We start from the raw sequence: 13,118 nt of genomic DNA on the forward strand, positions 1-13,118 counted from the left end.
ACAGATGTCCAAAGGTCTTTTTGTCCGCCATCGCTCTCGCGGCAGTCGTTATCTACTGGCTATGAGTCCTGACCCTAAGTTAGGGCCAAACTTGGAGTATCGTTCTCTTGCTGTGAGCTTCAGTGTGACAGGCTTCGCATGTGCCGGAAGTACAAACGATTGAAGCCATTGAATTTCCTGGTCAAAGTTGACTTCGCTTACTTCCGTATACCAAGACTTTGGTCCAAATTTCAGATCCGTATTCCAACGATAACCGCGTTCTTTAAGTGTATCCTTCTTCTCAAATGCGGCCGAAACAGCGAAAATACGGTAGGATGTCCTTCTGGCCGCACCTAGCAATTTTGCCAACACGGCCTCGTTGGATGCTGGGAGCTTCATTGTAAGCAAACCGATTCCGGCCAAGCAGTCGTCTGTTGCTCGATGAGCATCAAAAAAATACGAGTAGTGAGCAAGTAGGTCGGATAGGCGGCGCCCGTTGAAACCTTCGTCATGCCAAGCAATGTCTCGCAAAGTGCAGGCCCAAGGCATCTTACTAAACTTGGTGGAGATTTTTTCGACGAATGGCCGGTCAAACTCAGCATTATGGGCGACAATGACAACAGATTGGTCAATCAAGCTGTCTATTTCCAGTAGGTTAAGTGACTTACCTGCCAGGTCTTCGTTTGTGATGCCTGTCAACGCAGTGATCTTGGCGGTCACTGGTGAGCTCGGCTCGTTAAGTTGATGGAGTGCCTCCCCGACGTCGAAAATTCTACCGTCTTCTGTGTAATCAAACGGTACCATAGCAAGTTCTATGATTTCATCAGATTCCAAATCTAATCCGGTGGTCTCCACATCCAGGAAAACACCTCTTCGAACCGGCGTGCCATCGTTCTCAAGGCAAAGCTTACGAACATCTAGCCGACGAAGTACACGATAGTCGCCACTCTCCGACAGTTCGGCAGCAATCTGCTCTAGTCGAGCATTTTTTGGATCCGTTGGAACGTATTTGCCTGCCATAATCAGTCGACACCTCTATCTGGATCATCTCCAGACCGGTCTCCAATCGCTAACAATGGAAGGTCGAGCGTCATAGGGTCCGTGAATTCATCGATTTTGTCGCCATTTTCTAAACCCCTTTCCCATCGATCGTCGATGTATAACCAGTCCAATAGGGCAGGCAACGGCAGTTCAGGAGGATAGTCAAAGCGTTGTTTTTCAAATGATCTAGTACGTTTTTTCATCCACTTTGGATCATCCACGAACGTCTCTAAAGTCCTAAGAGCAATCAGAATTCTTTCCTCATTTTCAAGACTCTTAGAGTTGGCCTGTGTGCTCGAGGTTGGCCTCGGCAGAAATGGCCTTGATTGCGCGTCAGCGCCAAGCGCGGCGTCAATCACGGAAGCGGCTTGCTCAAAGCTTTTTTGTTCTTTTTCCTCAGCTACTTGTCTTTTTCGCTCTTTGCGGTTCCCAGCTGGATAGTCGTGTTTCCCAGAGCCTGACCCGGTCTCTGTTGCAAATATCATCGGAAGATGGGCAACGATGCGCAGTGGCTTACTCTGATAGTGTGGCCTCGGTTTTTGGTCCGTTGTCCGTGCAAGGTCCAAGTCAGCAATCACTACAGCTGCTTCGTTCTTGCCGAGTGGTCCACTGTGTTCGCTATTTCCAAGCTCAAAAATGCCAGGCGCATGAGTTCCATATGGTGTTTCTGACCCTTGCGTGGTCGTCCATCCATTCAGTCCAATAAAGGCACTTTCCCCGATACTTATATTAGGCGTAACAGCGTTACAAAATGCTGTTACGAGGCCAGCGGCCAGATATTGGTTCTGTCCGAAGACATGATAGTCAGCCGTGCGAGACGTCATGGCCGGTAGGACAATGAGCGTTCTTTGAAGGCTCTTTCCTCGAAAAAGTGGCTGATGTTCGCTACCTTTTAATTTTGCAGCACTTCGATATGCCGTCCACTTAGCAAAATTATGGATATCGTCATCGAGAGATTCCAAAAGTTCTGGAGTAGATATTCCTGGTGCATATCGCTTGAGGAGTTGGATGTTCTCTTCTAAGACCCCAACAAAATTAGAGCTGCTAGCGTGTGGAAACATCTCAGCACAAATAAGCTCGAGAGTGTACGTTCCCAAGTCAAAGGGATCCTTCACATTCTCCAACATTGGATGCCATGCTTCAGAAGTCGGCGGCCTAATCAACTCTCCTGCGGCTGCAGATGGGTACCGCTTTTGTCTTACGAAGTGCTCAACTTCAACTTCGGAACTCGCACCGTTCAAAATTCCGCGCAAACACGTCAACAATGCAGAATGGTGATGCCATCGTAGCCTGCCTGTTGGAGTTGGTTCAACCGACGCCAAGGCAAACGGGACAAAGCTTTTCGAACCCTTTTGGAATTGATCTATTTTTGAGCCTGATGGTACACGGAAAGTCCCACACCAGACAATAATGGGTTTGCCAGCAGCTTTAATTCTCCTCGAAAGCCAGTTCACCGTCTCTGGCCGGACACTGTATTCGGGAAGAACAATACCCTCAACTTCGAAGGCTAGACACGCTTCTAGCACTCGCTCTAGTATTTTCCGGCGGCGAAATTCAGTTGTTGAGAGCGCGACTGTCCTGCCAGCCAGATTAGCGCTAGTCGCAGGCTTACTATCAATCAAAAGGCCTTCATATTTTCCGTCTTTGTGAGCGGGTTGATAGTACGTTTCAGCAACATCCCACTGGACGATTGCGAGACGTCTAAGGCTCGAACTCCTCTCATCTGAGCGCTTTGGCCACTCCTTTAGCTGTCTTTTACAGAGCTTTTGTAAAGTGCTATCTGAGTCCTCACTTGATGAAATCGTAGGCCGTTCATTTGGACCGTCAGCACTGCTGGAATCGGCTTGCTCAGTTAGGCCCAATTGTTTGGGGGGGAGGGCCGGTTTATGCGCTTCCTCTACCTCGGTTTCAACAACGTCGCCCACGATTTCGGCATCAGACGAGGACTGGACGTTTTGAAGAGTTGCATCAGAAAGCTGACGCGAAACCAAATGGACACCAACCACTTTGGCTCCAACGCGAGATACCGAGTAGTTGAAGATCATTCGGTGGTTCGAATCTTCTGTGGCTTCGGTTCTAGTTCCACGTTCTCCAAGGATATGCGCAATATCGACTTGCCAATCACTCAATGCCTGAGAAGTCCCGTCCGCTAGTCTCACAATAGATCTGCCTGACTGACTCTCACCGGTCCGAGGATTCATCTGCGAGACCTCATCGGTGACTTCTAGGGTAGTAAGCTCCGTCAGCATTCTCAAAAGCTGGACAAGGTTCTCTGGTTTGCTTTCGCTTAGTCTATCAAATGCCGACCACGGCCAAGATTCATCACCATCCTCAGCATCGCTAGTTGCAGAAAGAAAAACTAAAAGCGGTTTGAGAATCTCCTCTGCTTTTGCAGTTTGATCCGGTGACATACGCCACAACTTAGGTCTCAGAATGTGGGTCGTTGAATCTGGTTGTGTTTCCCTAACTGGAAGGATTTGTAAAACAACCGCCAAAATGACCACCCAACCACTTGGTGTGATCATGTCTCGAAGGATATTGTGATTTAGACCCTTTTTTAAAATTAGTTGAGTGAAAACGCTTAGTAACAGTTCAACTTGTTGTTCTAGTTCGGAATTTGGATTTGAATTGCCACGGTCGAACAGCAAGATATTTGGCCCAACTAAGTCCTCGACCCATGATAGTTCGAATTTGGAATTCCCAAGTAGCGCCAGGTCATCACGTGTTAGAAGACTTGAAAGCTCAAACGCGAGAGCTCTCAAATCAAACAAAACCGCCGTAATCTCTAGTCCTAATGCTAGTGTTTCGAGCGACTGTTGAGCGCTTTCATTGGGTATGTGCCCTTTCACATTTTCGGCGAGCAGTGCCCAAGCTCGCGCACTCCTTCGATTGAATGTAGGAGTTATGTCTTCGATTGGCCCCCATAGCTTGGCTGCTTCAGGCAAGCCTCTTGAAAGCCGCCTAACAGTACCCACGACTTGTCCAGCAGTTTTGCCGGGGATTGTGAGGTCAGGGTCCTTATTTATCCGATCGCTCATAAAGACCCCTTCAGTTAGGGCCGAAATAAGGTAGGAAGCGTCATCTTCTTGGGTTTGTGATTTTCCGAATCTTTCTAGTAGTTTAAGTGCTCGATCAATTCGAGTTGGAACAGGCGTATTATTGGAAGTCTTGCCTGCTCCCCATTTATCGGCTCCCGAAAGCCGGGGAAGAACCCGTGCTAGCATGGCCTCTTGGCGGTGAATTTTTTCGGTAAGTGCGGTAGAGGCCTGACTGTCTTGACCGCCATCTTCATCGGTCAGTAGGTCGGGTCGCTCGCAAAGGTCCCTGATAGCCCAACCGTAGCGCCACAAATCGGCATCTACAGAAAAAACCTTACGGGCTTCAAGCGATGATCCGTTGCGAACGAATGCATGCGCGTCGACGCTTTCCTTTGTATCGGCCCAGCAAACGAGCCTAGCAGTTGATGGATCCAATCCCTGATCGCCAATTTTGCCAAAGAAAGAGAAAGCCGTTGGTACGGGTAACAGCTCGGTCGAACCATCCTCAGGTACTTGGTTTAAGAATAGTGGCAAAAACTCTCGATAGGTGTCCGAAATTGCCCCGGGGGTCCAGTCTAACCCAGCTGAATATAGAGGTTTGGCTCCAACTGGAAGATCGGCGCACTTTAGTTTAACCCCGGCCACCTGCGGAATGTCATGTTCTAGCCAATCTACACCTAGAATATTTTTGTCGTCATCTTCAGTAGTCGCAAGCAGGAGCTTGTTGTCACACCAAAGTAAAATCCCTGAAGTTGCTAACCCTGGGGGGGAAGGCAAGGGGTGGGCTGCTGAGCTGTTAGCGATCAGTTGCATCAATCGACTGCGCCCAGTTATCACTGCCCCAAAGTGCTGGTATGTAATATTTATGAAAGTGGCGGCAGCATCTAGCTCAATCTGATGCGCTTTCCCGGCGTTTGCTTCGGCATCTTCGGCTTCCGAACGAGACCAGACTTGCAAAATTTGCCTTGTCAAAGACGCGAGGTCTTCAGTTAAGTTTTTAGTCGGGCTGGCTGTATCGGTGGAGGTTACATCATCTTCGTCTGGCCCGTGTATTTCAATGCGCTGAAGCTTTACGATCGCGTGATTGACCGTTGCAAACGCGGCCTCTGCCGCATCTTGTCCCTTCAGCGCCAAAGGAGGCAGAGGATCGACTGATTTTGGGTCTATTTTGAAGAGAGATAGCCAGAGACCACGCGCAAGACTATGGCGTAAGTGGCTGCTTTGTGACCGAAAATACCGTTCCAGCTTCGATAAGCTGCAAGTTGACTTTGTTAGAAGAATTTTCTCGGCTGCAAGGCAGGATATTATACCGATCTGACTTCTAACATCATGCCTCGAAAGAAGTTCTTCAAGGTCGCGGTCTTTAAAGATTGCGGCGGCTAATGGTTCAAAAAGATCATCAAGAACGCCTTCTGAAAGCCGTTTTTGAACGCTCCTGAAATGTTCAACCCGAACGTCTGAAAGTTCGCCTTTTGGAATGCTCAAGCGAAGCGCTTTCTCCAGACCGTCTAAGCAAGCTAAGCCTAAGTCCAAAGGATCGCTGTTTTGTTCAAACTCGAGAGAGAACGGCTCCACTGTTTTAAGTAGATCAAGGAAGGAATTTGCAAGAGACCTTCCGTTGGCATCTTTTTGTTCGGATGCAGCGAAACACCAGAGGCGCTTGAATGCATTCGTTTTATCACCGAACCTGATATCTGGCGCACTTAGCGCCAGTTGAATTTTGCCCAAGCTGTTGTGGATATTAGCTGGATCATCGAGTTCGGGGTCATATAGGAGTCCCAGGGCACTTTTTCGATCAATCTCGCCGGCGTCCGCAAGAGGGTCCATCGCATCAGTTGTCGGTAGTTCCGCAAGTGGTCCAGAAAAACCAAAGCCTGCGCGATTATCAGTTAACCAGCTTCTGGCCTCCGCTCTAGACATCGGTGGGGGCGTCGTGTTTTTTCGGTTTAAGGCCAACCCAACATTTTTTAGGAAAGTCTCAATCTTCCTTCTGAGGTGGAGAGCCGTCCCAATATCAGGACAAACAAGGACAAGGTCATCGACATAACGCGCATAGCTGGCTCTAACCCGACGGTTTGTATCGCCAGGAAGAAGGTCTTCGGCTTGTTCGTTCAATTTTTTGATCTCGTCTTCCATCAGGTCATCGAGACCAAACAATGAGATGTTGGCGAGGTAAGCGGACAGATCAGGACCTTGAGGAATTCCAATCATTGGATCAGTGGTTTTTCGTTCACCAGTCTTTGGGTCTGAAAAAGAACACCCAAACGATTGATTTAAAAGAAATTCAGTTACTACTTCAGCGCGTCTTGCTGGAAGTGGGTCTCCATTAGGATCTAAGAGTGGAGCAAAGCGGTGTCGTCCGTCGGCAGTTTCGGGCAAGACATTTAATGCGTCATTTAGAGGATTCACCAAGGCACTAGACACGGCGTCACGCCTGATGTGATCGTAAAATCCTGTAATATCGAGTCGAAGAATTTGTAGGTTCTCGGTGTCGAACTGTCGTATTTGATCGTCGATGTAGTCAATAAATGAACGCCAACAATCAAAAAAATGACGGAAAATACCTGTCCTTCCAGGCGGTTTCGTACCGTTGATGACGTCCATATCGATTTGATAAGCGAAGCTGAGTGCGCGTCGTTTTGTTGCGCTTCCCGTCCGATAGATTCCTCCATCTGTAGTCGTATCGCTCATATAACGGATTGCAGGGACCCGATTGGAAAACTGATTTTTACTACTGCGATCTCTAAGTAATTCGAGCAGAACGTATTGCTGCAAGATCGCGTCTTCTGCGACAGGCCCAGACTTCATTCGATAGCGCCCGTCGCCCTTGGGAACATGTCTTGTCAACAGCGGAGCTGACGGCGAGTCTACAGTTTCTAAACGTTTACGATGTAAGTGAAACAGTGGGGAGGCCGCAACCGCGAGCCGTTCCCAAGCATCGTCTTCCAGTGGGTACTCACGCTTAAGAGTGGACGCTCTGCCAAAGGCCAACGCAGTGAGTAGAGCGGCTCGATCATCAAGCGTTTCGGAGTAAAGCTCTTGGTTTTTACTGACTGGCTCTATCGCCTGATCGTTGCTCGAGTAACTCAGAATTGATTGATAGAATCTGCTCAAAAGCTCATCTGTTGCGTCGAATTCAAGAGGAGCAAATGCCCTCGAGAAGGAAACGTCGCCTAAGGAGAGGGCTACCTGGCGGGCTTCCGCTGCAAGCTTCATTCTGCTTGGTTTATTTAGGTCGCGTTGATGCGGATCGCTTCCAAACCTGTAAGCTGCCACAAACCTTAGGGCAGAAATACTTGCTTTTTCAATGAAGTCACGAGCTTCGCTGTGGCCAAGGTCCTTGAGCAACGCATCCGGGTCTGATTTTTCCTCGACATCACCCCGTACCGATATGACGTCGAGGTCAAAGGGCGAGCTACTATCAAGAAGTTTGATCAGTTCAATTACCGCTTCATATGAACCGCTCTTGCCAGCTTCATCATGATCCAGAAATACTCGGTACTTAAGGTCAACTCCTGACTGAGCAGCGCTTTCTGCGAGAAGCCTAAGCCTTTCAATCTGGCTATTATTCCCAGATGAAAGCCTTGAACCTAGTATGCCAACCGCACTAAAACCAAGGCTCTCAAGCCGTAGAACGTCAAAGATCCCTTCTACTAAGAACACTTCCAGTTGCTTTTGGGTATTGTCCTTCGGTTCACTTCGCAGCTTTGCGAGAATTCGATCGAGCCCAAACAACGTACTGCGCCGTGGAAATCCGTATGAGTATAAGTACTTTGGAGTGTCTTCATTCAATGATCGCGCAATGAAACCCGCGATCCCTTGTTGGGTATCGCCGACTTTGAAAACAATGCGCTTACCGAAGAAGAAGCCCTGCAACGGAGTGCCGTAGAAGTCAGGCTGGTCATTGCGTGAGCTTTTTCGGCGTATAAGCCCCGCGGCTGCTAGCCTTTCTTCGATAGCTCGGTCAGCGACTGCTTGTTCAATCAGTTGTCTTAATTCGACAACACCGCCGCCAAAATCTGAGATGAATTTCGGTGAGAACCCTCTATTCTTTGCGAAGGTGGCAAGATCAGCGCCACCCGCACTAGCTGCATCAATTTGTTCTGAAAATGTATTCAGTCCACTGCGTTTATCTACGGCAGAGCGACCAGACTTAGGTAACTCAATACCCTGAATATCCGCGAGACGCTTGGCGGCATCCCAAAACTGTAGGTTTTCATAGTTCTGAATAAGTGACAGTGCGTCGCCATGAGCGCCGCAAACAAAACAGTGGTAGTGATCTCTACCTTCCATGGAAGAGCTAGAGTGATACAGATTTAGAGAAGGATCAGTGTCTTCGTGAAATGGACAAATTGCGCGTCTAGGATTCGTCCTTTTTTGATCGAGTTGAAGACCAATAGCTTGCGCGACCAGCGTGATATCCGAATGCTGAATGAAGTCGAGATTTGCTCTTTCAAATTGGTTTGTACGTTTTGCCACGATAACTCATTTCATTTAATAAACTGACACATCCTAGAAGGTAGTATGGCCATTTTCTGACCAGCTTGGTCTTGACTGTGTGTCAGTTTTTCATCGTCTTCAAGGGCGTCCTGTTGCTAACCCGCATGCCCGAACAGCAGTGAAACTGCTTACTCTATTTGCTCACTCAGCAATCAATCGCTCCAATTTCTTGCTCGCGAAATGCAAGGCCAGAACTGAGCCTGTCAGTACGGGAACTAGAGCGCCTGCCACGGCAACACAGATGACCATACATGCTGTGTACCAACTGAAATCGGTCCCGCGTTCGAAGAAGTTGAAATAAAGAGCCCCCGCTAGATACACGGCACAAACACCCACATATAGGTCATAGAGCGGCGACAAAGGGTCGATAGCAGTTCGTTGCGCCCGTTCTAAAGCCGCCCGGCGGATACGGTTCCAGTTATCGCTTGGTGGTTGCATCTGGTTACTCCCTTGCGAATTCAACCCAGGTGTGGACTTCATCATTTGATACTTCCCGACCTTTGACGTGTGATTCATACCAGCGCGCGACGATTGCCCCGCGCTTCTCACTTTTGATCTTGATGTTGGCGCTCTCAAGATGTTGATCGAGAGACGCCTCAATTCGTTTCAGCGCATCGAAATCGTGACCGGCGCGGATTGAATTCGTTCCGAGCAGCAACCAAGCGACGTCAACCTCATACTTGTCCTGCATCTTGACTAGGGCTTCGACAGGGACGCCGCGCTTTCCTTTTTCGTAGCTGTGATATGCCCGATGCGAGACGCCAATGGCTTCGGCCATTGCTGCCTGAGACACGCCTATTTCGCTGCGACAGATCGCTAGGCGCGCGCCTATCTCAGCAAACAAATCAGCATCTTCTCGAGGCATGCAAGTTTCCTAATTGACCATAGCGCAATTTTGTATAAACATCGCACAAAATGACGTATATTTACGTTTCATCCCATCTGACCACGCCAGAAGGTGCGGAACAAGCGATTCCATGCGTACAGCGAATTCAATTCATCTGGATAAGGACGACTGAAATGGCAGAGATCGACAAAGCAGACAGCTCGCAAATCCTAGGGCTTGGCAAGACGCCAGCTCAATGGGTCGAGATCATGGCTGAGCGAGAGATTGAAATTTCTGAACGGACTTTGCGCGAGCGGGCAAATGAAACAGGGGCATTCTACCGTCTTGGGCGGACCATGCTTATTACGCCTGCGCAGATCGACACGATTTTTGAAGGAGGTCAGTCATGCCGCTCCAAATCTACAAGAGGGGCCGTTTCTACTGGGCCAAGGGTTGGATTGAGTACAATGGCAGGCGTATCGCAGGCCCATACCGGCGAAGCACTAAGGCATCTACAGAAGCAGGCGCGCGGGACTGGATAACACTTGAGACCGAATTTCAGATACGCCGCCATGTGGTCGGCGACGAAGTCAGTAAAACATTCTCTGACGCCATCCTGCTGTACAACGCATCCAAGGATGATGCGGAGAGGCTCAATCCGATTGTGCAAGAAATCGGCGACATGCCACTTAACGCCATCTCGGGTGCATTGTTGAAAGGGCTCGGCCCAAAATGGAAACCATTGGCTTCGACGGATACGTGGTGGCGGGAGATCGTCACGCCAGCCAGCGCAGTGATCAACAACGCGCATGAGTTGATTGGAACGCCTCTGATCCGAGTGAAGCCCTATGACAAGTTTGAGCGGATCGCGCAGGACAAACGCCGAGGGAAGCCAAGCCGAGTTGAGCGCAAACCGGCGGACAAGGAATGGATCGAGGCGTTTTGTAATGCTGCTGATCCGTACAACGCGGCGTTGGTGCGGTTCATGTTCGAGACCGCCGCGCGGATCGATCAGGCGGTCTCGCTGGAACCTGACGATCTGCGCCCCGCAGAGAACAAGGTCAGAGTGAAGGCTCAGAAGGGTCACCCGGAGAGCTGGATCACCGTTTCGCCGCAGATGATGGACGAGCTTCTTGCTTTGCCGCCCAAACGCCCAAAGAACCGGAAGACTGGCAAGTTCATGAAGCCGCGTGTTTTCGGCTATGGCAGCTCGACAGGCTACAACACGCGCTGGAAAACGATTTGCAAGCGTGCGGGCATCCTGTACCTGTCAGCGCATCCCGCAGGGCGTCATGGGTTCTTCACTGAATTGGTCGTCCGTCAAGGCGTCGATCCGGTCACTGCAGCCAAGGCTGGCCGGTGGTCTGACCCCAATTTACCCATGCGCATCTATGCCCACGCAGAGACCGATGAGGCCGACATCAGGGCCCGTTTTCCTACAAACCACGTACAAGATGACACTGTACAAACACCCAACTCTAAGAAATCACATAAGGAATAGCGCTATGAAAGCATCCCTCCTAAGGGGCAGGTTGCAGGTTCGAATCCTGCCGGGATCACCAGTTCGGTACAGATTTATTCAAACTCGGTCGCGTTATTCGAGCGGACAGTTTAGATCACTGCCCACCCGATGGCATTCGGCGGCGGGGGGCGTGTCCGGGAAACCGCTATTGGGTCAGCCGCAGCTGCCGGATCTGATAGGCGATGGCCTCGAAGACATCCGCGATGCTGTCGCCGTCTGCCTTGAAAAAGTGAGACGGGGAGGAAGCGCAATCGCGCATCTGCTGTTCGGGCGTACCCGGCGCCTCGAAGGCAATCGTATAGACGATGATCGGGCGCGGGCTCCGGCTTTTGGCGAGGTCACATTGCTGAAAGAAGCTGTCCACGTTGGTGCCCGCTGAGGTGATCGTTTCGCGTTCGTTGTGGCGGCCCCTTTGCAACTCGCGGACCGGGTTTTCTACGTCCATCGTGTCGATGGGGCGCACCTGTTCGGTGATCTGGCCGTCCGTCATCAGGATGATGTACTTTTGCGTTGTGCTGTCATCATAGGATGCCGGCCGCCCGATAAATTCGGGTGCGGCAAGACCTGCATTTGCCAGCGCGGTCACATCGTCCTGCGACGAGGGGTCAAGCATGGAGACGGCCCATTTCATCGCGTAATGTGTGCCGGTGCCGTCATGCATCCGCATGTTGTTGATCAGATTTTTCAGGCCGGCGCGATCATTGCTGAGGTATTGGATCGAGGTCTGATCCTGCGGGCACCAGCCCCAGTCCATCACGTTGCCGGCAATGTCCCAGTTCATGAAATGCGGCGTCTGCGGGTAAAGCATGCCCGATGGCAGTTCTGCCGAGGAAAAGCCGCCGGTCCCGATGTCCAGGCAGGAAGAGACGTTGGGATAGACGTAACGCGTGTTCTGATCCGACCCGACACCGCCGATGGCATCTTGTGGCAGTTCACCATGGCTGAGGTGCTCCGGGATGCCACCGTCGGCCTCGTCCATGGCCATTGCGGGATAGCGTTCCCCGTTCAGGCGGTCGAACATGAAAGGGCCGGGGTTTGTCTGGCCCGCATAGGGAACTAGGGTGACGGAGGTTTTCTGGGCATTGGCGTCATCCAGCACAATGTCGAGGAAATCCGCTGCGGCAGGCCGAAGATCATTCATGCGGTTGGAGAAACGCATCGACCCGGAGATATCAAGGACCAGCGAAATCTCCACATTCGGCACACGGTCTTCGGCAGTGGCAAGGGCGGGGACATTCAGCGTTTCGACGCCGAAGTAATCCATGAACTGCGTGGTCATGGTGGTGGAGGCACCCACGGTCACGGTGCGAAAGCTGAGCCCCTCGCTGACCTCGACGTTCGACATGAAGTCCCGGATGCCGGATTTTGTGAAGTAGTCCGCCACCACATCTTCGGGGGCGAGGCGCTGGTTCAGCGCGGTCGCGGCAAGCACGGCGCGGTCCGCAGTGGCCTGAAGGCGGCTGCGGTCCATCTCGTGACGCATCACGTCGACAGAAATGCCGCAGATCATCAGCATGCAGAGAACCATGAAACAGGCAAAGATCGTAATGGATCCATCTTCGCTGCGGCCAAACCCGCGGATGGATGCTTTCAGTCTACGCATGTCGGGTGGCGTTGATCTTGTTGCCATTGTCGTGAACCTCTCAAATGTGCCCCCATTTGATCAGCGCCGCCCCCAGAGCGCGGCCTTGGTCTGGTCAATATTTCGCCTCAATCCTCCGCAAAAGATAGGCAGGTTTTCTCTAAAAGTAGGGGAACTCTCCACCGCCGCGCGCCAATCTGGCCAGAGTCCCGGCACTGGGCAGCGAGCGGCGACAATGCCACAATTGGCTGGCTCCCGCTTGCCATGTATTTGCCGGGAATTGGCCCGATTGTCCGTGCCAGAATCGATGGGATTGCGGGTCAACGACAGGTGATTCTTGCCAGAAAGCTGCCGGTCCGGCGCGGATTCCAGGGGGATTTACGGCTGATATGGCGTGATTTCCGCAATGTTTTGCCGGTTCTCAGAACACTTTAATAGACGCCTGATTTCCGGCGGCGCGGAGCCTGCAAGGGTGGTATATTCTAGGGATGCTTTTTGACCTTCCAGATCACAGCACGCTTTACCAGGCGTTATTGGCCCGCAACGCGGCCTATTAGCAACTGTATTTCTCAGACGGTCTGAGTGGACCATTTCTGGCCTGATTTGACGAGGGCGTTGACGATTGTCACG

Annotated in this window: 7 protein-coding genes; 2 read left to right on the forward strand and 5 right to left on the reverse strand. The window is 51.1% G+C overall.

Going from position 1 to position 13,118, the window contains the following annotated elements; genetic code table 11:
* Positions 1–48: 48 nt before the first annotated feature.
* From O4H53_RS26465 to O4H53_RS26480, 4 genes are all read right to left on the reverse strand, one after another.
* Complete coding sequence (locus tag O4H53_RS26465) at positions 49–999, reverse strand: 3'-5' exonuclease (protein ID WP_269367894.1); 951 nt, start codon at positions 997–999, stop codon at positions 49–51.
* Between the two features lie 2 nt (positions 1,000–1,001).
* On the reverse strand, positions 1,002–8,537 hold the full coding sequence (locus O4H53_RS26470; RefSeq protein ID WP_269367913.1) for a CHC2 zinc finger domain-containing protein: 7,536 nt from the start codon (positions 8,535–8,537) through the stop codon (positions 1,002–1,004).
* 162 nt (positions 8,538–8,699) lie between these two features.
* Positions 8,700–8,996, reverse strand: coding sequence for a hypothetical protein (locus O4H53_RS26475; protein ID WP_269367916.1), 297 nt, complete (start codon positions 8,994–8,996; stop codon positions 8,700–8,702).
* Positions 8,997–9,000: 4 nt separating this feature from the next.
* Entirely contained in the window at positions 9,001–9,423 is a 423-nt protein-coding gene (locus tag O4H53_RS26480) for a helix-turn-helix domain-containing protein (protein ID WP_269367918.1), read from the reverse strand.
* A gap of 155 nt (positions 9,424–9,578) precedes the next feature.
* Here O4H53_RS26480 and O4H53_RS26485 point away from each other — a divergent pair, with 155 nt between their 5' ends.
* On the forward strand, positions 9,579–9,926 hold the full coding sequence (locus tag O4H53_RS26485) for a hypothetical protein (RefSeq protein WP_269367920.1): 348 nt from the start codon (positions 9,579–9,581) through the stop codon (positions 9,924–9,926).
* A gap of 32 nt (positions 9,927–9,958) precedes the next feature.
* The gene (locus O4H53_RS26490; protein WP_269367921.1) at positions 9,959–10,885 is read left to right on the forward strand and encodes a tyrosine-type recombinase/integrase; all 927 of its coding nucleotides are present in this window, start codon (positions 9,959–9,961) and stop codon (positions 10,883–10,885) included.
* Positions 10,886–11,051: 166 nt separating this feature from the next.
* On the opposite strand, the gene O4H53_RS26495 is transcribed toward O4H53_RS26490, so the two are convergent.
* Positions 11,052–12,509, reverse strand: coding sequence for a TadE/TadG family type IV pilus assembly protein (locus O4H53_RS26495; RefSeq protein WP_269367923.1), 1,458 nt, complete (start codon positions 12,507–12,509; stop codon positions 11,052–11,054).
* Positions 12,510–13,118 lie beyond the last annotated feature (609 nt).

The sequence above is a fragment of the Sulfitobacter sp. G21635-S1 genome, assembly GCF_027213915.1.
In the GTDB taxonomy this organism is placed as follows: domain Bacteria; phylum Pseudomonadota; class Alphaproteobacteria; order Rhodobacterales; family Rhodobacteraceae; genus Sulfitobacter.